This window comes from Paenibacillus sp. J22R160 (assembly GCF_059692135.1).
This window is the reverse complement of record NZ_JCAUAU010000002.1, coordinates 381148-403635: the sequence shown is the minus strand read 5'-3', so window position 1 is coordinate 403635 and position 22488 is coordinate 381148. Positions and strand designations below refer to the sequence as shown.

Annotated in this window: 25 protein-coding genes; 1 reads left to right on the top strand and 24 read right to left on the bottom strand. The window is 46.5% G+C overall.

Annotated features, from left to right (window positions below):
• Positions 1-12: 12 nt before the first annotated feature.
• From ylqF to AC58UW_RS05300, 22 genes are all read right to left on the bottom strand, one after another.
• On the bottom strand, positions 13-876 hold the full coding sequence (gene ylqF, locus AC58UW_RS05405; RefSeq protein WP_497419665.1) for a ribosome biogenesis GTPase YlqF: 864 nt from the start codon (positions 874-876) through the stop codon (positions 13-15).
• A gap of 11 nt (positions 877-887) precedes the next feature.
• Positions 888-1514: a signal peptidase I gene (lepB, locus tag AC58UW_RS05400; RefSeq protein ID WP_497419664.1), complete on the bottom strand. Its 627-nt coding sequence runs from the start codon at positions 1512-1514 to the stop codon at positions 888-890.
• Positions 1515-1606: 92 nt separating this feature from the next.
• The gene (gene rplS, locus AC58UW_RS05395) at positions 1607-1948 is read right to left on the bottom strand and encodes a 50S ribosomal protein L19 (RefSeq protein WP_127458434.1); all 342 of its coding nucleotides are present in this window, start codon (positions 1946-1948) and stop codon (positions 1607-1609) included.
• A 168-nt stretch (positions 1949-2116) separates the two neighbouring features.
• Positions 2117-2869: a tRNA (guanosine(37)-N1)-methyltransferase TrmD gene (trmD, locus tag AC58UW_RS05390; protein ID WP_497419663.1), complete on the bottom strand. Its 753-nt coding sequence runs from the start codon at positions 2867-2869 to the stop codon at positions 2117-2119.
• The gene (gene rimM / locus AC58UW_RS05385) at positions 2866-3381 is read right to left on the bottom strand and encodes a ribosome maturation factor RimM (protein WP_497419662.1); all 516 of its coding nucleotides are present in this window, start codon (positions 3379-3381) and stop codon (positions 2866-2868) included. The genes trmD and rimM overlap by 4 nt, the downstream gene beginning before the upstream one ends.
• Before the next feature lie 83 nt (positions 3382-3464).
• Positions 3465-3695 carry a KH domain-containing protein gene (locus AC58UW_RS05380; protein ID WP_163942413.1) on the bottom strand — a complete coding sequence of 77 codons (231 nt, stop codon included), beginning with the start codon at positions 3693-3695 and terminating at the stop codon, positions 3465-3467.
• A 26-nt stretch (positions 3696-3721) separates the two neighbouring features.
• Positions 3722-3994: a 30S ribosomal protein S16 gene (gene rpsP / locus AC58UW_RS05375; protein WP_029195333.1), complete on the bottom strand. Its 273-nt coding sequence runs from the start codon at positions 3992-3994 to the stop codon at positions 3722-3724.
• 36 nt (positions 3995-4030) lie between these two features.
• The gene (ffh, locus tag AC58UW_RS05370; RefSeq protein ID WP_497419661.1) at positions 4031-5389 is read right to left on the bottom strand and encodes a signal recognition particle protein; all 1359 of its coding nucleotides are present in this window, start codon (positions 5387-5389) and stop codon (positions 4031-4033) included.
• 25 nt (positions 5390-5414) lie between these two features.
• Positions 5415-5765 (bottom strand): putative DNA-binding protein, encoded by a 351-nt coding sequence (locus AC58UW_RS05365; protein WP_497419660.1) that lies wholly within the window; start codon positions 5763-5765, stop codon positions 5415-5417.
• A 153-nt stretch (positions 5766-5918) separates the two neighbouring features.
• Positions 5919-6905, bottom strand: coding sequence for a signal recognition particle-docking protein FtsY (ftsY, locus tag AC58UW_RS05360; RefSeq protein ID WP_497419659.1), 987 nt, complete (start codon positions 6903-6905; stop codon positions 5919-5921).
• 79 nt (positions 6906-6984) lie between these two features.
• Positions 6985-10560, bottom strand: coding sequence for a chromosome segregation protein SMC (gene smc / locus AC58UW_RS05355; protein WP_497419658.1), 3576 nt, complete (start codon positions 10558-10560; stop codon positions 6985-6987).
• 95 nt (positions 10561-10655) lie between these two features.
• The gene (gene rnc, locus AC58UW_RS05350; protein ID WP_497419657.1) at positions 10656-11357 is read right to left on the bottom strand and encodes a ribonuclease III; all 702 of its coding nucleotides are present in this window, start codon (positions 11355-11357) and stop codon (positions 10656-10658) included.
• 60 nt (positions 11358-11417) lie between these two features.
• Positions 11418-12653, bottom strand: a complete 1236-nt coding sequence (gene fabF, locus AC58UW_RS05345; RefSeq protein WP_497419656.1) for a beta-ketoacyl-ACP synthase II — start codon at positions 12651-12653, stop codon at positions 11418-11420.
• 94 nt (positions 12654-12747) lie between these two features.
• The gene (acpP, locus tag AC58UW_RS05340; protein ID WP_028558238.1) at positions 12748-12981 is read right to left on the bottom strand and encodes an acyl carrier protein; all 234 of its coding nucleotides are present in this window, start codon (positions 12979-12981) and stop codon (positions 12748-12750) included.
• 84 nt (positions 12982-13065) lie between these two features.
• The gene (fabG, locus tag AC58UW_RS05335; RefSeq protein ID WP_497419655.1) at positions 13066-13806 is read right to left on the bottom strand and encodes a 3-oxoacyl-[acyl-carrier-protein] reductase; all 741 of its coding nucleotides are present in this window, start codon (positions 13804-13806) and stop codon (positions 13066-13068) included.
• A complete protein-coding gene (gene fabD, locus AC58UW_RS05330) occupies positions 13793-14743 on the bottom strand; it encodes an ACP S-malonyltransferase (protein WP_497419654.1) in 951 nt (316 codons plus the stop codon). The genes fabG and fabD overlap by 14 nt, the downstream gene beginning before the upstream one ends.
• Positions 14744-14801: 58 nt before the next feature.
• Positions 14802-15788 carry a beta-ketoacyl-ACP synthase III gene (locus AC58UW_RS05325; RefSeq protein ID WP_497419653.1) on the bottom strand — a complete coding sequence of 329 codons (987 nt, stop codon included), beginning with the start codon at positions 15786-15788 and terminating at the stop codon, positions 14802-14804.
• A complete protein-coding gene (gene plsX, locus AC58UW_RS05320) occupies positions 15785-16789 on the bottom strand; it encodes a phosphate acyltransferase PlsX (protein ID WP_497419652.1) in 1005 nt (334 codons plus the stop codon). The genes AC58UW_RS05325 and plsX overlap by 4 nt, the downstream gene beginning before the upstream one ends.
• Positions 16773-17387, bottom strand: a complete 615-nt coding sequence (fapR, locus tag AC58UW_RS05315; RefSeq protein ID WP_497419651.1) for a transcription factor FapR — start codon at positions 17385-17387, stop codon at positions 16773-16775. The genes plsX and fapR overlap by 17 nt, the downstream gene beginning before the upstream one ends.
• A gap of 119 nt (positions 17388-17506) precedes the next feature.
• Entirely contained in the window at positions 17507-17680 is a 174-nt protein-coding gene (gene rpmF, locus AC58UW_RS05310) for a 50S ribosomal protein L32 (RefSeq protein ID WP_029195321.1), read from the bottom strand.
• Positions 17681-17718: 38 nt separating this feature from the next.
• A complete protein-coding gene (locus AC58UW_RS05305) occupies positions 17719-18228 on the bottom strand; it encodes a YceD family protein (protein ID WP_497419650.1) in 510 nt (169 codons plus the stop codon).
• Positions 18229-18317: 89 nt separating this feature from the next.
• Complete coding sequence (locus tag AC58UW_RS05300; protein ID WP_497419649.1) at positions 18318-19442, bottom strand: SepM family pheromone-processing serine protease; 1125 nt, start codon at positions 19440-19442, stop codon at positions 18318-18320.
• 126 nt (positions 19443-19568) lie between these two features.
• Here AC58UW_RS05300 and AC58UW_RS05295 point away from each other — a divergent pair, with 126 nt between their 5' ends.
• Positions 19569-20852, top strand: a complete 1284-nt coding sequence (locus AC58UW_RS05295; protein ID WP_497419648.1) for a nucleoside recognition domain-containing protein — start codon at positions 19569-19571, stop codon at positions 20850-20852.
• Between the two features lie 18 nt (positions 20853-20870).
• On the opposite strand, the gene coaD is transcribed toward AC58UW_RS05295, so the two are convergent.
• Positions 20871-21374 (bottom strand): pantetheine-phosphate adenylyltransferase, encoded by a 504-nt coding sequence (coaD, locus tag AC58UW_RS05290; protein ID WP_497419647.1) that lies wholly within the window; start codon positions 21372-21374, stop codon positions 20871-20873.
• A gap of 22 nt (positions 21375-21396) precedes the next feature.
• Positions 21397-21960, bottom strand: coding sequence for a 16S rRNA (guanine(966)-N(2))-methyltransferase RsmD (gene rsmD / locus AC58UW_RS05285; protein WP_497419646.1), 564 nt, complete (start codon positions 21958-21960; stop codon positions 21397-21399).
• Between the last annotated feature and the right edge of the window lie 528 nt (positions 21961-22488).

Here is a 22488-nt window from a genome sequence, read left to right as displayed (position 1 = left end):
AAGTTCATACGATTACTGAGGCTTTTCCAAAGAAATACGCCCCATTTTACCTGCTCGTAGATCACGGATGATAATCAAGGAAGCTTTATCTAGATCCACTTTACCACCACTTACGATGGCTCCGCGCTTCCGACCGATTGCTTCCATCACCTTGACCACTTCGTGCACATTCTCCATATCCTCCGGAAGATCGGTTACTCCGAATCGCTCTTGAAGAGCTGCACCATAATGTTCAACCATGTAGCGAACAACAAAAAGCGCAATTTCATCTAAATGTAACAATTCTTCTTTAATCGCACCGGTCGCTGCAAGACGCTGACCAACCAATTGATCCTCAAATTTCGGCCACAAAATTCCAGGCGTATCCAGCAAGTCCATTTCAGTTCCGACTTTAATCCACTGTTGACCTTTGGTAACGCCCGGTTTATCGCCGGTTGCTGCGATTTTTTTACCCGCCAACTGATTGATGAGCGTTGATTTCCCAACATTCGGAATACCGACGATGAGCGCCCTTACAGCACGAGGATTAATCCCTTTGCTAAGCTGACGTTCAATTTTATGTGCCCACAGCTGTTTTACGCGCGGTAAAATTTCTTTGGTCGCAGTGCCAGTAGCAGCATCAATTGGCAAAGCAGGCAGTCCTTGATCTGCAAAATACTTAACCCACTGAGCTGTCACTTGAGGATCCGCCAAATCGTTCTTATTCAAAAGGACCAACCGAGGTTTGCCCTTCAAAATTTCATCTACCATCGGGTTCCGGCTGGAGAGCGGTACGCGGGCATCCAAGAGCTCAATGACGACATCAATTAGCTTCAGCTTATCTTCAATCTGTCTTCGAGCTTTGGTCATGTGACCGGGAAACCATTGAATGGTCATTCTATTTCACCTCAAAAATGTATAAAACTAATTTTGTTCAGCGGCCAAAAAATGACTTCTGCACGGCCAACGACTTTTTCGAATGGAACGAAGCCTACACTTTTAGCACGGCTATCTTTCGAGTTCGGTCGGTTATCCCCCATTGCAAAAAGCTCCCCATCTGGTACTTTCGTTTCTGGGAAATCAGACAATGTATTATACGCATGTCCTTCTTTGTTCGCTTGTTCGATGGCTTCCTTGATAAATGGCTGATCGATCTCTTGACCATTAATAAAAACTTTATCACCTGTTACCTTAACGGTTTCCCCTGGGAGTGCGATAACACGCTTAATGTAATCTTTCCCCTCAGGTGCATGGAAAACGATAACTTCTCCCCGTTTCGGGGCGCGAATGTCATAAACAATTTTATTGACAATGAGTCGTTCACCGGTAGAAAAATTCGGACGCATGGAATCACCGTCGACTATGAAAGGTGAGAACAGGAACCAGCGAATGATAATAACGAGCACTCCCGCGATTACTAACGCTTTGATCCATTCCCATGTTTCGCTTTTTGCTGTTTTTGCAGGTTTTACAGATGTTGTTTCCGCGGTCGTTACTGAGCTTACTCTAGGCTGATCTTGCTCATTCTGTTCCATCACTGATTGCCTCTTTTCCAGTTTTGGTTATATGTATTAGACTGCCCTACAAAAATGAAAAGGAGACTTGCCTAAACAAGCCCCCCGTTTTCTTATCGAATTTCTTTGATTCTTGCTGCTTTACCACGAAGACCACGCAGATAATAAAGTTTCGCACGACGAACTTTACCACGGCGAGCCACTTCAATCTTCTCAATCTTCGGAGAATGGAATGGGAAAGTTCTTTCCACACCCACACCGTAAGAAATTTTACGAACTGTAAACGTTTCGCTGATTCCACCGCCGTGGCGTTTAATAACAACACCTTCGAACAGCTGAATACGCTCACGTGTACCCTCGATAACTTTTACGTGTACTTTAAGTGTGTCTCCTGGACGGAAATTAGGAATATCCGTACGGAGTTGCTCTTTCGTAATCTCTTGAATAAGATTCATAGTTGACTCCCTCCTTCCACACAGGTGTTCATTCCGCTTATCTACATTGTATGTCTTAGCTGTTATGCGTAGAGGACCACCAGACTCGAACTGTTGAAAAATTCACAACAGAATATATATTATCATAGACGGAAAGGAAATTCAATAGAGAAGTTTTTGGGGGCTACTTCATTTGTTTTTCTCTTTCCATTCCATGATCCAAACCTTTTCTTCTTTGGACAAATCTCTTCCTTCCAGCAAGTCAGGGCGGCGCTCAAGGGTACGGAGGATGGATTCCTTACGGCGCCAGCGCTTCACGTTCTCATGATGTCCTGATAAAAGCATGTCAGGCACTTCCCATTCCCTGAACTTAGCTGGCCTCGTATAATGCGGGTACTCCAGCAGGCCAGTGGAGAACGAATCCGTCACCGCTGACATCTCATTGCCCAGCACACCAGGCAGCAGCCTTACTACGCTGTCTATAACGACCATAGCAGGCAATTCTCCGCCAGTTAATACATAATCACCTATTGACAGCTCATCGGTCACTAGGTACTGCCTAATCCGTTCATCGTAGCCCTCATAGTGACCGCAAATAAACACGAGATGCTCTTCGTTCGAGAGTTCTTCGGCAATTTTCTGCGAGTAAGGCGTACCCTGCGGACACATAAGAATGACCCGCGGCTTCGCTGGTTCTTGCTCAGCCCCTTGATGCTTAGGCAAATCCTCCACTGCAGCAAATATCGGCTCTGGCTTTAGGACCATTCCTCCGCCACCGCCGTACGGATAATCATCGACCGTATTATGTTTGTTATTGGAGTACTCCCGAAAATTCACGGTGTTTAGACTAACAATTCCCTTGTCACGAGCTTTCCCCAAAATACTCGACGAAAATACCCCATCAAACATTTCTGGAAACAAGGTCAATACATCGATTCTCATTCCATTAGTCCTTCCATCAAATGAATCCGGATTGTTTTATCAGCAATGTCCACATCCAGGATCACATCATCAATCACAGGAAGCAGCAACTGTTTGCCCTTGGGCAAGTCCACAACCCAAACGTCATTGGCGCCGGGCGTCAAAACTTCAGAAACAAGCCCTAGTTCTTGGCCTTCCTCCGTTACGACCTTACAGCCAATAATCTCATGGTAATAGTATTCTCCCTCTTCCAAGGGTTGTTGATTCTTAGCTTCGATTTTTAGCAGTGAACCTTTGTATTTCTCAACCTCATTAATATTGCTGAACTGCGCAAATTGGACGATAAATACATTTTTATGTAAGCGGGAGGTTTGAACCGTCACCGACGTTTGCTTATTTTGAGGATCAACAATGATTAATGTATTCCCTTTGTCAAAACGTTCTGGAAAATCTGTTTCTGGAACTATTTTCAATTCCCCACGAATCCCGTGGGTATTTGCGATTAAACCAACAGTTATTAGTTTCTCGGTCATTTGCGCTTGCCCAACCTCCACTATAATTTACCTTTCAAGACCATATAAGAAAAAGGCTAGGAACTGAATCCTAACCTAGTTTCTTATGAAACGATTTCAACGGCTACCCGCTTCGTTTCTTTCACTGCTGCTGACGTGACGACTGTACGGAGCGATTTCGCAATCTTGCCCTGCTTCCCGATCACTTTACCGACATCGTCGGGGTGAACAGACAGCCTGTACTCAATTTTGTCATCCTTCTCCACGACAGTGACACGTACTTCTTCCGGATGATCAACAAGAGCCTTAGCAATAACGGTGATAAGATCCTTCATGAACCCACCCTCCGAAAGATAACAGATTACTTCTGCAATTTCAGCTCGTGAAACTTAGTCATCAAACCTGCTTTGGAGAACAGGCTGCGAACTGTATCGGACGGTTGAGCGCCAGTTTGAAGCCATTTCAGCGCTTTTTCCTCATCAAGGGTTACAGCTGCTGGTTCTGCGATCGGGTTATAAGTTCCGATTTCTTCGATAAAACGACCATCACGCGGGGAACGGGAATCCGAAACCACCACACGGTAGAAAGGAGCTTTATGAGCGCCTACACGTTTAAGACGAATACGTACTGCCATGAAAAATCACCTCCTACTTAGAATAAAAAGCATTATTTAAAAGGGGAATTTAAATCCCTTGCCTAACTTCTTCATGCCTTTGGCGCCTTTGGGCCCCATCATGCCTGAAAACTGCTTCATCATTTTGCGCATATCATCGAACTGCTTAATGAAACGGTTGACCTCTTGAACCGAGTTACCACTGCCTAGTGCAATCCGTTTGCGACGGTTTGCATTAAGGAGTTCAGGCTTGCGTTTCTCTTCCTTGGTCATCGACTTCACAATCGCTTCAACACGCGCCATCTGTTTGTCGTCGACTTTCATATCTTTCATGCCTTTGATCTTGTTGGCGCCTGGCAGCATCTCCAGAATCTGATCCAGCGGCCCCATCTTCTTCACTTGCTCCATTTGGTCAAGGAAATCCTCGAAAGTGAATTCGGCGTTGCGCATTTTGCGCTCCATTTCTTTCGCCTTATCCATATCAATACCGGCTTGGGCTTTCTCAATCAAAGTAAGCATATCGCCCATGCCAAGAATTCTTGACGCCATACGATCCGGGAAGAATGGTTCCAGCGCGTCCATCTTCTCGCCGCTTGCTACGAACTTAATCGGGCAACCTGTAACCGCCTTGACAGATAACGCCGCGCCACCGCGGGTATCGCCATCCAATTTGGTTAGTACGACACCTGTGAGTTCCAACTGCTGATGGAAACTCTCAGCTACGTTGACAGCATCCTGACCCGTCATAGCATCGACAACAAGCAAGATTTCATCAGGTTCAACAACGGAACGAATATTTTTCAATTCATCCATCAAGTTCTCATCAATGTGCAGACGACCCGCAGTATCAATGATCACATAATCATTGCCGTTATCTTTCGCATGTTGAAGTCCTGCTTTTGCAATTTCAACAGGGCTTACTTGATCTCCTAGTGAAAAAACAGGCACTTTTAACTGATCACCAAGAACTTCTAACTGTTTGATTGCCGCAGGACGATAAATGTCACACGCAACCAACAGCGGTCTATGATTCTGCTTAAGGAGCAACTTGGCCAGTTTACCGGACGTTGTTGTTTTACCTGCCCCTTGTAAGCCCGCCATCATAATGACAGTCGGCGGACGATTGGAGCGAGCAAGCTTGCTCTGTGTGCCACCCATTAATGCTGTGAGCTCTTTGTTAACAATATCGATAACGACCATGCCTGGTGTAAAGGACTTCAGTACATCTTGTCCGATAGCTTGTTCTTTCACCTTAGCAATAAAGTCTTTCACCACTTTAAAGTTAACGTCCGCTTCAAGCAGAGCGAGTCTAACCTCGCGAAGCGCTTCGCCTACATCTTCTTCCGTCAGCTTACCTTTGCTTCTCAGCTTGCCGAATACGTTCTGTAATCGGTTTGCTAATCCTTCAAATGCCATGCGCTTCACCTCCTGCTTGGACTTCTTAATCGATCCCTATCATTGTATCAAAAAGCTCTGTCATTTTCCTCTTTAGCTCTGGTTCGCAGCTATCTAGCATGTGATCCAGCCCTGTGCGCAGCTTCATACGTTGTTCATGCTTATGTAACAGATGCAGTTTAGCTTCATATTCCTGTAAAGTTAACTCTGCTCGTTTTATATGTTCATACACCGCTTGGCGGCTTATTTCGAAATTCTCGGCGATCTCTCCGAGCGAGTAATCATCATGAAAATACAATTGAAGGAACGTTCTCTGCTTCTCGGTTAAAAGTGGTTCATAGAAATCAAATAGCAGATTAATGCGATTTGTTTTCGCAAGCATTTGATCGACAGTCATGAATCCACCTCCGTAAAGGTTGCACCCTTGACACCAGCACAACAGAACCTATCATACTGAATTCCAGGATGAATGTCAAGCGTTTTACCTTGTCAGTTCTTAAACAAAAAAATCCCCCTCTATCCGACTAGCGGCAGAGGAGAATTTCTCCCATTATTCTTCTTTTTGTTCGCCAATCCATTTGCCAAATAAGGCATGAACGAACTGCTCGGAATCGAATGGCTGAAGGTCATCCATTTTCTCTCCGAGACCGACAAACTTCACTGGCAGCGATAATTCCTGACGAATCGCCACAACGATACCACCTTTGGCTGTCCCATCAAGTTTGGAGAGCACTAATCCGGTCAGACCGGTTTTGTCACCGAATAGCTTAGCCTGGCTGAGCGCATTCTGACCGGTCGTTGCGTCAAGCACAAGTATGACCTCATGAGGAGCATCTGGCACCTCGCGCTGAATAACACGGTAAATTTTATTCAGCTCTTCCATCAGATTAACTTTATTTTGCAGGCGACCTGCTGTGTCACAGAGCAAAATATCCACGCCGCGGGTTTTGGCTGCTTGCACAGCATCATACATAACCGCAGCAGGGTCAGCTCCCGATTGCTGCTTAATGACGTCAACGCCTACACGCTCACCCCAAGTCTCCAGCTGTTCAATCGCTCCGGCACGGAACGTGTCGCCAGCAGCCATGAGCACTTTCTTCCCTTGGGATTTGAACATGTGTGCCATTTTACCGATCGTTGTCGTCTTCCCAACCCCATTGACACCAACAAACAAGATAACCGATAAACCATTAGGGTTTAAATTCAAACCTGCATCGGCGTCACCCTTCAGAAGCTCGATCAATTTTTCGGAAAGAATTGGCTGCAGTTCTGCGGGATCTTCAATTTTGCGTTTTTTCACTTCTGCACGAAGCTGATCAATGAGCTTAAGAACTGTGTTAACACCTACGTCCGCGCCAATCAGAATTTCTTCCAGTTCCTCGTAGAAATCTTCATCAATCTTTTTGCGGCGGCTAAATAAGTCATCGACACGCTCCACGAACACATCTCTCGTTTTCGATAGTCCCTCTTTGAACTTATTTGTTACCGCTTCGGCCTTGCTCGAAATGCTTTCTTTTAACCGTTTAAAAAAACTCATAGTTCCTCCCAAGGATAAACAACTTCGTCGTCCCATTGGGACGAGCGCGTTTGTCAAGATTTAAAAATAACATCACTTATTAAGATGCTGACATTTCCGCTTCCTCATCTTCCAATCGAACAGAAACTAGTTTGGAAACGCCGCCCTCTTGCATGGTTACACCATACAGCACATCGGCCTCTTCCATCGTCCCTTTGCGGTGGGTAACGACGATAAACTGCGTCATTTCCGAGAACTCGCGCAAATATTCCGCAAAACGTGATACGTTCGCTTCGTCCAAGGCAGCTTCTACTTCATCCAATACGCAGAAAGGAACAGGCTTCACCCGAATGATCGAGAACAACAACGCGATCGCTGTAAGCGCGCGCTCTCCCCCCGACAAGAGCTGAAGATTTTGCAGCTTTTTGCCTGGAGGCTGGGCGACGATCTCAATCCCCGTATCCAGCATATTTTCCGGCTCGGACAGGATCAAATCTGCACGTCCCCCACCGAACAGTTTGGAAAAAACAACGCCAAAATGTGAACGAATCGCATCAAAGGTTGTTTTGAAGCGCTTGGACATCTCTTGATCCATCTCGCGAATTACTTGATAAAGCGTAGTTTTGGCTTCAATCAAATCATCTTTCTGCGTGCTCAAAAACTCATAACGCTCAGAGATTCTGGCATATTCCTCGATCGCACCGAGATTGACATCACCAAGCGAAGCAATTTCGCGTTTGATCTCACGTACCTTGATCTGCGTACCCTGGATATCCTCTGGAACCGGATAGCGTTCTTTGGCCAACTCATAGCTAAGTTCGTATTCTTCGCCAAGCTTTTTCAGCAAGTTTTCCAGCTCAACATCCAGACGAGTTACGCGCACTTCCGTTTGATGCAAGCTTTCTTCAACTTGCTTTAACTGTACGCGCTGTGCCCGTGTTTCATTCTCTCCCTGCTCAAGCTTATGTAACCATTCGGTTCGCTCCGCACGTTTGAAATCAATGCTCTCTGTACACTGCTGCTTCTTGAGTTTGAGATCATTAAGCAATTCAACTTGCAGGACGGTTTCCTGTTCAAGTGTGCTCATGTCCTGTTCTAGTTGCTGCAAAAGCCCGCGATTCATCTCCATCTCTCGATCCGACTCGCTAAGATCCTGCTGCAACCTCCGCTGCTGATCCTGAAGGGACTGCTTCTCTTGGGAAATTGAAGCCACCTTCACTTTGAGATCCGTCAGTTGGCCTTGCAGCTCTTCTTTCTCGGATTCGCTGGCTTTTCGCGAATTTTCAGCATCACGAATCGCTTGCTGCAAAGAAGCTTCTTCTTGCTGCAACTCCGCAAGCGCTGCTTCGGACTCCGTCTTCCTGCGTCCAAGATCCGCTTGCTCATCAAGCAAGGCTCCCCTGTCTTGACTATCCAGGGAAAGCTGCTCCTCCACCGTACGGCTCTCCGCTTCGAGTGGATTCAGTTCCGCGCGGATTTGCTGCTCCTCAATACGCTTGTGCTCGCCTTGCTGGCGAAGCTGCTCGACGGCCATCATCTCATCCGTAATTTCACGCTTCATGACACTGGTCTGACTGCGCAAACCGCTGAGCTGCTGCTCAGAATGTTTGATTTCATTATCCAACTCTTCGATTTGGCGTTGACGGCCTAGCAGATTTGTCGTCTTCTTCTGCAAACTCCCCCCTGTCATTGATCCGCCGGGATTAACTACATCCCCTTCTAGTGTCACAACCCGATAGCGATATTGTGCTTTTGCAGCTATATGATTTGCATCTTCTAACGTTTGGGCAACAACTACATTTCCGAGGAGACTAGAGAAAATGTTCTGATAAGTAGAATCGAATGAAACCAAATCTACAGCGATACCTACAAAGCCTTTTGCCGATCTGAGAGAGCTGATCTCGTTGTCCGAAATCGAACGCCCGCGGATAACATTCATCGGCAAGAACGTTGCCCGTCCCATTTGACGGCGCTTCAAGAAAGAAATCGCTTCACGCCCATCGGCTTCGGTTTCGACTACGATATTTTGTAAAGCCCCGCCTAAAGCGGTTTCAATCGCGATCTCCACATCAGCCGGCACTTTCACGAGCTCGGCAACAGCACCGCGAATCCCCCGCAAATCCTTGCGGCTTTTCGCTTTAAGCACCTCTTTAACACCTTGCATAAAGCCATCGTAATCGTTGGCCATTTCTTTCATGGTGTCGCGGCGTGACGTCAGCGCATCCAGCTTCTGTTCCCATTTACGGACCATACCTAAGGCATCATCAAGTAAGCCCTGCTTATTTTTCAAGCTTTGGGTCAGCTGGACATACTGCTGTCTGATGTCTTCGATTGCTTTAACCGTTGTTTCAAGTTTTGCCGTTAATTCTTGCTTGCGAACGGTGATTTTCTCGCGCTGATCCGCCCATTTCTGGCGCTCATCATCAAGCCTCTCCAGCCTGCGTCCGATGCTTTCCGTTTGCTGCTCAGCATAACGAATTTCGTTCCGAGCTTGCGCCATCCGGTTTAGCGTCTCTAACAGTTCACCCTTTAGTTGATCTTCTGGCGAAGAGCTAATTCCGCCGTTAACCCCAAGCAGACGTTGTTCTTCAGCGGTCAGCTTAGCTTGAAACTCAAACAATTGGGCACCAATCTGAATGATTTTCTCACGCTGTTCGCTAAGTTCCGCTTCCTTGTCTATTTTGCGCTGTTCCTGCAAGGCAATCGTGCTGCTAAGCTGCTGCTGATTAGCCATGTAATTTCTCTTACGCTCTTTGAGTACTTCGCCGTGCCCCTCGCACTTCTCGAACTCCTCGCTCAGAACAAGCAAGCTTTCCTGAAGCTTTTCTAGCTCCTCTTCCAACCTGCGTGTTTCCCACCGGTGCTTCTCCAAATGCGCATCATGTTGATTCACAATGGTTGAAAGCTCTGTTTGCTCCTTCACCAGCTTCTCCAGCTTCTGCGAAGCTTCATTCCATGATAGATATATCTGATCAATCTGATGAACATACATCGCAATTTCGCTACTTTTGAGCGTTTCGCGCAGCTCCTTGTAGCGAATCGCTTTCTCCGACTGCTCTCGCAACGGTTCGATCTGGTCCTCTAACTCTGAAACCAAATCATGAATCCTGAGCAAGTTTTGTTCTGTATCACTTAATTTCTTTTCTGCTTCCTTTTTGCGTGATTTATATTTAACAATCCCCGAAGCCTCTTCAAAAATGCCTCGACGATCCTCCGATTTCGTACTTAAAATTTCTTCAATACGTCCTTGTCCGATAATGGAATAGGCTTCTTTCCCGATTCCCGTATCCATGAACAATTCCGTTATATCTTTCAGGCGGCAGGGCTGCTTATTAATTAAATATTCGCTTTCCCCACTCCTATGTACGCGGCGAGTAACCGTTACTTCATTGAAATCAAGCGGAAGCGATTGTGACGTGTTATCCAGTGTCAACGATACTTCCCCATAATTGACAGCCCTACGCGCATCACTGCCCGCAAAAATAACATCTTCCATTTTACCGCCACGCAAAGACTTCGCGCTTTGTTCCCCCAGTACCCACCTGATACCATCGGAAATATTACTTTTCCCGCTCCCATTCGGACCTACAACCGCGGTGATACCGCGCACAAATTCCAGCTCCGTCCGGTCTGCGAAAGACTTAAACCCGGATAATTCAATCCGTTTTAAAAACATGGTCTCACCTCAGAAATTATTGTAACATATCCCTTCTAAAAATAAGAGAAAAAAACAAAAAAGGCAGCCGCAGCTGCCTCTTTGTGCTATATGACTTACCGCTGAACGGTCACATTCAATTTCAACAAAGCTTGCGCAGCAGCCTGCTGCTCAGCTTCTTTCTTGGAACGTCCAGCTCCGGTTCCTAGAAGGTCGGTATCCATGTGTACTTCAGCTACAAACTCACGCTCATGAGCAGGTCCTCGCTCATTCACGATCCGGTATTCCAGAGAACCCATTCCGTGGTGCTGAGTATGCTCTTGCAGCTGAGTCTTGTAATCAATAACGAGCAACTTACCTTCACTGGAGATATTGGCAAATACATATTTCTTCAAGAAACCTTTTACAACATCTATGCCTTGATCCAAATATAAAGCACCAATGAAGGATTCAAAAACATCAGCAAGAAGAGCTGGGCGGTTCCGTCCGCCGGTCAATTCTTCCCCTTTACCAAGTAACACAAAAGCACCAAAATCCAAATCTTCAGCAAACGTAACGAGTGACGGCTCACAAACAATCGATGCTCGCAGCTTCGTCAATTCGCCCTCCGAACGCCCAGGATAAGAATCATATAAAAATTCCGAAACGGTTAATTCTAATACGGCGTCTCCTAAAAATTCGAGACGCTCGTTATCTTTATGTCCAGCAATACGATGCTCATTTACATAGGAAGAATGGGTAAAAGCTTGCTTCAACAGCTCTGATTTTCGAAATGTGATGCCAATCCGCTGCTGTAATTCCTTAACATTGCGGTTCATTGCTTAATTCACCACCCAGAGAGAATGCTATTTCGTTATCTTTCTTCGCAGGCAGGCAAATTATGCTTGGAACCTTTTCATAATAATCGTTGCATTGTGACCGCCAAAACCAAATGAATTGGACATCGCAATATCAACCTTTGCTTGTCGTGCATGGTTCGGTACATAATCCAGATCACATTCCGGATCTTGGTTTACCAGATTAATCGTAGGCGCAATCAAACTGTTAGCGATTGTCAGGCCACAGATTACGGCTTCAACGCCTCCGGCAGCCCCGAGCAGATGTCCCGTCATCGATTTCGTTGAACTAACCGCTACTTTGTAGGCATGATCACCGAACGCTTTTTTGATCGCTGTTGTTTCTGACTTATCACCAACTGGTGTTGATGTTCCGTGTGCATTAATGTAATTGATCTCGTCTGGCGCAATGCCAGCATCCTTGATCGCTTTCACCATACAACGTGCTGCTCCATCCGGATCTGGATCTGTCATGTGATAAGCGTCACCGCTCATCCCATAGCCGATTACTTCCGCATAAATGCGCGCCCCGCGCTGCTCAGCATGTTCGAGGGATTCCAGAATCAGAACGCCTGATCCTTCGCCCATAACGAAACCGTCACGATCCGTATCAAACGGACGGCTTGCCAAATGCGGCTCATCATTACGAGTGGACATCGCGCGCAGCGCACAGAAACCAGCCACACCAATCGGCGTAATCGTCGCCTCTGCTCCGCCGCAGATCATAACGTCTGCGTCACCGCGTTGAATCATTTTAAAGGAATCACCAATGGAATGCGTCCCTGTCGCACAAGCTGTAACTGCTGTGGAGTTCGGCCCTTTGGCCCCTGTAACCATCGAGATGTGACCCGAGGCCATATTCGCAATCATCATTGGGATAAAGAACGGAGAAACACGTTTTGGACCTTTTTCCAAAAGTATTCGATGCTGCTCTTCCCAAGTGTTCAAACCGCCAATTCCAGAGCCAACGGAAACCCCAACGCGTTCAGGATCCGTATCTTCCTTCAAGTTCAAGTTCGCGTCCTTCAGAGCGTTCAGCGCGCCTGCTACGGCGAATTGTACGAAACGGTCCATCCGGCGGGATTCTTTACGATCCACATATTCCTCAATATTAAAATCTTTCACTTCTGCTGCAATGCGTGTTGGGTATTCGCTTACATCAAAATTCTCGATCAAGCTGACACCGGACTTACCGGACGTCAAATTACCCCAGAACGTATCCAAATCTTGACCAAGGGCAGTAACTACGCCCATACCTGTAATTACAACTCTTTTCATCTGTACCACCTTCTATGTAGTGAATCTTCATTTTTTTATTGGGTGAGAATGGAGAGAAGTCCCGTCTTGATTAGAAACGGGACTCTGTAGACTATTACGTATGAGATTTTATGTAATTCGTAACTTCTCCTACTGTCGTAATCTTCTCAGCATCTTCATCTGAAATTTCTAAATCGAACTCATCTTCTAATTCCATTACTAATTCAACTACATCGAGAGAATCAGCACCAAGATCTTCTTTGAAAGATGCTTCGAGGGTGACTTCAGCTTCATCAACCCCTAGACGATCGACTACAATTCGTTTAACACGATCCAATACGTCGGACATCCGGTTCACCTCCTCTTTGGTATTATACGAGAATCTTTGACAGATTGCCAGTAGGCAATTTGGAGAATCTCTTTTTGGAGAATCTTACATGTACATGCCGCCATCCACATGAAGTGTTTGGCCTGTCATGTAGGATGCATCGTCGGATGCCAGGAAGCGAACAACCTTCGCGATTTCCTCTGGTTGACCTAGGCGTTCCAACGGAATTTGCTTTAACATTTGCTCACGCATCTCGGCCGACAACTTGTCAGTCATGTCGGTTTCGATAAAACCTGGCGCCACCGCATTCACGGTAATGCCCCGAGTGGAAAGCTCCCTCGCCGTAGCTTTGGTTAAACCAATAACACCGGCTTTGGCTGCTACGTAGTTGGCCTGACCCGGGTTGCCGAGTACGCCAACTACAGAAGATATATTAATTATTCGACCAAATCTTTGCTTCATCATAGGACGTGTAACAGCTTTAACACAGTTAAACACACCTTTTAGATTTGTAGCAATGACTTGATCAAACTCTTCTTCCTTCATTCGCATGATTAGATTGTCTCTTGTGATACCTGCATTATTCACAAGAATATCAATCTTACCAAACTTTTCAATGGTTTGCTTAACTAATTCCTCAGCCTCCTGGTAGCTGCTCACGTCAGCACGCAGTTTAATGGCTTTGCGCCCCATCGCTTCAATCGCTGCTACTACTTCTCCAGCAGCGGCTTCACTTCCTGCATAATTCACAGCAACATCTGCGCCATGCTCAGCCAAATGCAAAGCAATCGCACGGCCGATCCCTCGGGATGCCCCGGTTACCAGTGCTACTTTACCTGTTAGCATCTTCTTGCACCTCCTGCAAATACTTCTCCAAAGCCTCTTGGCCGCCAATCGAAACGGTTTTGACCGTTTTATCGACCTTTTTGATCAGACCGGCAAGCACCGTTCCTGATCCCAACTCAATAAACGTATCTACACCTTCGCTGATCAAGTAGGCAATTGTGTCCTCCCATAATACAGGGGAGTAAACCTGCTCAACAAGCAAACCGCGGATATCGGCTGGAGACGTAACAGGACGTGCCGTAACGTTGGCAACAACGGGAACGGCTGCCTCGCTCATCTCGACGGATGCGAGCACTTCAGCAAGACGCTCCGAAGCCGGCTTCATGAGCGAAGAGTGGAAAGGTCCGCTCACCTCGAGCGATATGGCCCGCTTCGCGCCAGCTTCCTTGCAGCGTTCAACAACCGCTTGCACGCCTTCTTTACTGCCCGAGACGACGATCTGTCCCGGGCAGTTCACATTGGCGAGCTCCACGACGGAGCCGCCGCTTGTGATGGCCTTGCACAGCTCCGCAAGCGCTTCGCGCTCGGCTCCTAGCACGGCCGCCATCGCGCCCAGGCCGCCAGGGACGGCCTGTTCCATGAACTCGCCGCGGGCCCGCACCGTGCGGACCGCGTCTTCGAAAGCGAGCACGCCGGCTGCGACGAGCGCGCTGTATTCACCCAGACTATGCCCAGCGACATAGTCTGGCGTTATGCCCGCAGCCTTGAATGCTTCCAGACAAGCGATGCTTGTTGTCAGCAAGGCAGGCTGCGTGTGGTATGTGATCTTTAATTGGTCCTCTGGACCTTGGAAGATCAGATCAGACAATGAAAAGCCCAGCGCTTCATCTGCGCGGTCAAAATAAGCTTTGGCAGCCGGATGATTCGTGTATAGATCATGACCCATCCCTACTGACTGCGAGCCTTGGCCAGGAAAAACAAATGCAATTTTACCCATACGAGAATAGGCTCCCCTTTGGCAATAGATTTTAAATAAATGAATTAAATGGCCTGGGCTACCAAACGAGCGCGGTTGCGCCCCAAGTTAGACCTCCGCCAAAACCAACAAGCACGAGACGGTCGCCTTCCGTTAATCTCCCTTGTTCTGCTGCTTCTGCAAGCGCTACAGGGATGGAGGCTGCCGACATATTTCCGTATTTATCAAGATTAATCATACATTTATCTGCTGTCATTTCCAGTCGGTTTAAGGAAGCCTGAATAATCCTCATGTTCGCTTGATGCGGGACTAGTAAATCAATATCCGATTTGTCCCAACCTGCTTTTTGCAGAACTTCATCTGCTGCATTCCCCATAATCCGCACAGCGAATTTGAAAACTTCAGCTCCAGCCATGTAAATGTAATGCATACGCTGATCGATCGATGTTTGTGACGCAGGATTGCGTGATCCCCCGCCCTCAATTTTCAGAAGTGGTCCACCTGTGCCATCAGCACCAAGTTCAAAAGACTTGAAGCCTCTCTCTTCAGGCACTTCGCCTATCACAACAGCTCCTGCACCGTCACCGAACAGAATGCACGTATTCCGGTCTGTATAATCTGTGATCTTGGATAAACAATCTGCACCAATCACTAGGGCATATTTATAAGTTCCGGTTGCAATGAAATTGGAAGCATTAGCTAGTCCATATACGAAGCCAGAGCATGCTGCAGATAAATCAAATGCCGCTGCTTTTTTGGCGCCTAGCTTCTCTTGAAGTATGCAAGCCGTTGATGGGAATGACATATCCGGCGTAATGGTGGAAACGATAATTAAGTCAAGTTGGTCCGCAGTAATGCCGGCGTTGGCTAGTGCGATCCAAGCTGCTTCGTAACAAAGATCGGACGTTGCTTGTCCTTCAGCTGCGATCCGTCTTTCACGGATGCCTGTTCTCGTTACGATCCATTCATCGTTCGTCTCCACCATCGTTTCCAATTCTTGATTCGTTAATATACGATCAGGTACATATTTACCTGTACCAAGTACCCCAACTGGTATTAGGTTCATGTTGTTATATCTCTCTTCCCATGGCTTATTTCGGCAGATATCGTGCCAACCAAATCATTTTGCAGAGCTATTCTGGCTTGACGAACTGCATTTTTTATGGCATTTGCATCGGAGGAACCATGGCTCTTCAGGACCAATCCATCTATCCCTAAGAATGGTGCCGCCCCATGCTCGTTATAGTCCATCTTTTTACGGAATTGGGTCAGACCCGGCTTCAAGACGGCTGCTGCAAGCTTGGTAAACACCGACTTCGTAAACTCTTGCTTTAGTACTGAAAAAATGGTGGACACAGCGCCCTCCAGCGTTTTCAGCATAATATTCCCAGCAAACCCGTCGCATACGATAACATCGCATTTGGCGCGCAGAACTTGAGAAGATTCGACATTTCCCACAAAATGAATAGGCCCTTGCTCCATTAAAGGATATGCTGTTTTGGTTAATTCATTCCCTTTGGCAGCCTCGGTTCCTACGTTGAGAAGGCCTACTCGCGGCTTAGCAATGCCATGCACTTTGGAGCGGTAAATACTGCCCATAATCGCGTATTGAAGCAATTGCTCCGGCGTAGCATCCATATTCGCGCCCAAGTCCAGGGCAAGTACACCATTGCCATCCATTGTCGGAATCATCGGTGCCAGAGCTGGACGCTCAATGCCTGGGATTCTCCCAACCACGAGCAACCCTGTCGTCATCAAAGCACCTGTGTTCCCTGCGGAGATCATGGCTTCCGCTTCTTTCTCACGTACTAGTCTACCCGCCACAACCATGGAGGCGTCTTTTTTGCGTCGCACTGCTTTCACAGGCTCATCTTCCGCTTCAATGACTTCCTCCGTGTGACGGATACTTATATTTGCCGGCCTCTCTGTGAGGTGAGCTTCAATTGCGGCGCTGTTACCGACCAAAATGATATGTACGTCCTTCCACTCTTTGGCCGCTGCTAGCGCACCCTCCACTACAATCTTAGGGGCATTATCGCCGCCCATGGCATCAATCGCGATCCGCATGCAGCTTGTCCTCCCTCTCTAGATGTTGCTCTTTCTTCGAATGAAAGATCACGAAATTACCTCGGAACACAGCCTCATCGCCTACATAGGAAGACACTTCAACTCTTGCTTTCCCTTTGGAAACGGAACGCACATAGGCTTTGGCGATACATTTCTCTCCTAGCTTTACAGAACGTATAAACCGGATATCTGCTGAGGCTGTCAAGGCGATCGGATCGTCGATAACGGCAACGGCGAGGGAGTTTGCTTGTGAGAATATATGATGTCCTCTTGCAATTTTGGTTCTTGAGAAAACATGATCTTCTTTAATTTCAAAAATCGAAATACCGCTTTGATCCAGCTGTAAATCGATCACTTCACCAATGACTTCATCAATGGACAGTGAACGCACTTGATCGTACGTTTTGACCGCCATGTGCTTCATGCGTTCCCGCAGCTCAGGAATACCTAGTTCCAATCGGTCTAACCGGACGGTTTGGATACTAACCTGAAACGTTCGCATCAGTTCCTCGTCAGTCATAAAAGGGTTTACCTCAATTGCCTGAAGCAATTGCTGCTGCCTTTGTCGTTTAGGAAGGCGTTCGATGGCTAGCACCACCTTATCTCGTGAGATCTCATCTTATTACCAGATACTAAACTGTAGTATATTAAATTTAGAAACAAAAAGAAAGCAAAAAAAATAGCACCTCACACTAGGATGAAGTACTATGCTTATTCTTATGCTTTTACGATCTCTCTACCTTTGTAAGTTCCGCAAGACTTGCACACGCGGTGTGCCAGCTTCAGTTCTCCACATTGTTCACATTTCACCATGCCTGGAACTTCCAATTTAAAGTGAGTACGGCGCTTGTCGCGACGAGTTTTGGACGTTCTCCTTTGAGGTACTGCCATATTCAAAACACCTCCTTCATCGAATTTCGGGCGTTGCCTTATTCTTTGTTAAAAAAGTCCGCGAGACCTGCAAGCCTAGGATCAATTTTCTCCTGCTTACAGCCGCAATCCTTAAGATTGCGATTTTCTCCACACACGGGACAGAGACCTTTGCACGCTTCGTCACAAAGTGGTATGTACGGTATACCGACCACTACATTTTCTACAACGTACGGCTCTAAATCGACTTTATCTCCAACTACCAAATGAATGTCCTCGTCAAGATCCGGGTCTTCTTCCTCTGGCTTTTGCATGAAGACTTCCTCAAAAGGAAGTTCGATTGTTTGATTAGTGTGCGTTAAGCATCGTGAACAGCTTAACTCCAAGTCTAGCGTTAACGTTCCGTTAACTTTTGCTACTCCATCTTCATGCGATGCAAGAAGATCGACACGTACAGGACCATGACTAAGAACTTCTTGACGCCCTTCAAAAGGAGCCGTCAAATTCATCTCTTCTGTCATATGGACCGGGTGTCCTTTAAGAGAAAGCTCTCTAAAGCGAATCTGCATGTTATTCACCCCAAACAAACAAAGATTATTATATCCATTTTGAATGCCTTTTGTCAATTATTAATCTATTTACTTTCATTCCTAAGAGCTTACTTTGGAGGCAGCGCGGCTAGATATTTAAGGGCATCATCCATCGTGCCGATCTCAACAATTTTCATCTTCGTCTTAATTTGATTAGCTCTTTGGACGGCATCTGAATAATTCGTTACTTTGGTCCCGTCTTTGTACGTCACATCTTTGGGTGCAAAGAAAAAGTCCGCCTTTTCTCGATCCGCGGCTATGATCTTATGTTGAATGCCTCCGATTGGACCCACGGTGCCATCTGTTTCAATAGTCCCCGTTCCTGCAATACGGTACCCCTTCGTGATATCCTCTGGAACCAGTTGATTATAAATTTCTAACGAGAACATCAAACCAGCCGAAGGACCTCCGATTTCTCCTGCTTTAATGGAGACCTGTTGATCTTCTTGGTCTGCTTTGACCGCCTGCATATCAGCCGGAACAACGCCAATACCAGCGCGAGGTTCACCTGTTTCCCCTTCTTGGAGAGGAAGCGCTGCTAGCGCCAGTGACGCCTGCTGTTCCACCTTATTCCTAGCATATGTAACGGCGATGGATTCCCCGGCTTTCTTCCCTTTTAGCGCATCAAGTAAATCCTGGGCTACTTTCACATCTTTCTCCCCAGCCTTCAGCAGCACATCACCTGGTTTGAGCACCTTTTCTCCCGATAAGCCTGGCAATGTCTGCAACACCATAACGCCCTCATGATTAATGTGAAAAGGAACCTTCGCATGTGTGTATGCTGCTTGAATGGCACTCGCTTGCGAGGTTAGCATGACATATTCTTGACGCTGTGTATATTCTTGCTCAGACTCACCTTTACGCAAAACACTTGTTTTGGGCTGAATTTCTTCATAAGGATGTACAAGACCAATTAAATAATTAACCATATTGGCATCGGCTACACGTACTGTCGTGAGCATCAACGTTCCCTTTTCCGAATCAGAGCCTCTAGGTATTGTCACCATCGGTTTAATTTCTTCCGCTGTTCCCGGCATAAAAATAAAGAATGGCAAACGTACAAAAAACAACAAGTAAATAATCACAATTCCGACAAGAGCTGAAACTAAATATCGCCTCGTCGACGATCTTCTCGGATATTGATAGGAATCATTAGACCACGTGCGAATTCGATTCTCTTCTTCGTTTTCCATGCAGGTTCCCCTTCCTGATGCCTACTACAAGCAATGGCTCCCTTCAGCCGGACAAGAATGAAAGCTTGGTCTAAACCTCTGTCTTTTTGCGTACAAATGAAGCATGTTAAAGGATGAGGTGAAACCATGCAGCCTTCAAAAGTAAGCTACACTCCCAAGCTGACGACGCTGGTACTGGGTTCTCTGGCTGCCCTTGTAGTTGTGTCTATCATACTTTTCCCTGACAAAGCGTTTCAATCTTCGCTCGAGGGACTTACGATTTGGTGGAAACTCGTCTTTCCGGCACTGCTGCCTTTTCTCATTATGGTCGAGCTGTTGATTGGATTTGGCGTCATTCAAGGGACAGGCGTTCTGCTAGACCCGCTAATGAGAGTGATATTCCGTTTGCCTGGAGTGAGCGGTTGGGCGTTAGCCTCAGGTCTTATTGTAGGATTTCCTAGCGGAGCCAAAATTACTGCCACCCTCAGCGAAAAAAAACTCATCTCACGAGATGAGACTGAACGATTAACAGCGCTATCCCACCTGTGCAGCCCTTTGTTCTTAATAATGGTTGTGGGCATCGGATTTCTGAACAGCGCGAAGCTTGGTCTTGTACTTGCCATCGTCCATTACACAGCCGCCATTATCACAGGCTTTTTGATGAGATTGTCCAAAGCACCTCAGCAGCTTTCAGATGCTCAAAAGAGCTCTGATCACAAGTCGTCAGGCTCTATTTGGAAACTAGCCCTCTCAACCATGCGACAAGCCTACCTGCACGATGGTCGTGCGTTCGGCAAGCTCCTAGGCGATGCAGTCCTTTCTTCAGTTCAAACGTTAATGCTGATCGGCGGATATATGATGATCTTTTCCGTATTGATTAATGTCATTTCCATTACCCATCTTACCGAGACCCTTAAACCGCTATTTTCCTTCTTCTTACGCTTTTTGAATGTCCACACGGATACCTCACCACAATGGATTATGGGATTGATGGAGATTCATCTCGGAGCCTATTCTTGGAGCCAAGTCCAAGGTGTCTCCTTACTTCCACAAATGGCGCTTATCAGCGCATTTCTTGGCTGGGGAGGCTTGTCTGCTCATGCGCAAGTTGCTGGGTTTCACCAAAAAACAGAGGCTCGGTACCGTTTTTTCTTCCAGTCCCGTATTTTGCACGCTGTGCTTTCCTTTGTAGGTACCATCCTACTTTGGAAACCTGTACAGTTCCTACTAATAGATGCAGAACTAGATACAGAACCAAGCTTTCTCTGGTTGGATCAAACATCAAACACGAACACACTATTCGCTTCTCAGCTGAACGGCGGCTCGATATGGGCTTTATGGGGGGTTACACTTTTTCAATTCCTTCTTTTGATCATCGCTATGCTAATCCTATCTACCTTTATAAGCACTTTTCGAAAAAGAGCCCAATAAATGGCTTCTAGCTCTGTTTTAAGCTCTTGGGAATTTATTTTGAAGCGCTTCTTCCACTTCGGGAGGAACTAAATCTACAACAGGCCCATGAAACCTTGCAATTTCTTTGACGATACTGGAGCTCAAGTAGGAATACTTGGGCTTCGAAGTCATGAAGAAAGTCTCCACATCCGAGTTAAGCTTGTGATTCGTTGACGCCATCTGAAGCTCGTATTCAAAATCAGAAACAGCCCGAAGACCGCGCACAATCAGGCGCACATTGCGATGCTTCATATAATTCACCATCAAGTCTCTGAACCCATCCACCTCTACATTCGGCAGATCCTTCGTCACCCTGCGGATAAGCTCCATTCTCTCTTCCAAAGTGAACAGAGGGTTCTTGGACGTGTTATTCAGTACGGCAACAATGAGCTTATCAAACACCTTCGCTGCTCTATGTATAATATCAAGGTGGCCATATGTCACCGGGTCAAAACTTCCCGGATATACAGCTACAGTAATGCCGTGTTCTTGTTTCATCATGCTGTCATCTCCTCTCAAAAGCCTATTCATCCCCTACAGATTGCTTGTAAATCGTAACAGCGGTATCTCCATAGTCCGCTCTTCTTTGTTGCTTGAATCCGCCTATGACGTCGTCAAGGACATCCTTCGCATCATGCTCTACGACAATCGTGGTATTCGCTTCAACGATAGCTTGTACTTCCATCGCGTTAATCAGATCCACGATCACTTTCATTTTATACGGCGGGTCTAGAAAAACCAATTGGAACTGCTGCTCCCTTTTAGCTAACGCCTTCAGCGCCCGAGCGGCATCTGTCCGGTAAATCTCGGCTTGATCCTTGAGACCGGCCACTTGCAGATTATGCTGAACCGTATCGATGCTCTTCTTCTCGATATCAATGAAGACCGCTTTCTCCATCCCGCGGCTCAGAGCCTCGATGCCTAGCCCGCCCGTGCCTGCGAACAAGTCTAGAACCTGTCCTCCATCAAAATAGGGACCGATCATACTGAAGATCGCTTCTTTCACTTTATCCGTTGTTGGTCGTGTGCTGATACCGGGTACCGCCTTTAACGACCTGCCTTTGGCAGTGCCTGAAATCACTCTCATCTTGCGCTTTTCCCCTTCTGACTGGTTCATTCTTTTGCTATCGTACCACAAGCCCTATTCTGACACAAAAATTTTGTGCCTGCCATGTATAAATTTCCTGTAAAACGGTCATCCTTGAACTATCGACATCAGAGAATGTCGTAGACAACCGCGGAGAAGACTTACGTTTCCCCATAAGCTCTTCGTCCGGTTTCTCCTCTCCCATGAGACGGCCTGTAAAAGGGCCGTCGTATTAATTTTATAGTACAGTTTAATAAATAATGAGTGATACAGGCTCTATAAAGCCTTCAAAGGTACCGATAAGGTACCAAATGAAAAGAATTAAATCTAACTACAACTAAATTAACCAACAATAAGCCCTGGGATGTTACCCTTGGGCCTTTGTTTTGTTTCTTCATTATAATAATAATAAATTTATTTTCCTTCCTACCCTGCCAACAATTTTCAAGTATAGATAGCTGAACAAGAATTCATCAGTTCTCAGTAGCTGCTGCGCTGTCTTTATTAAACTCGCTCCTCGTTAGATTA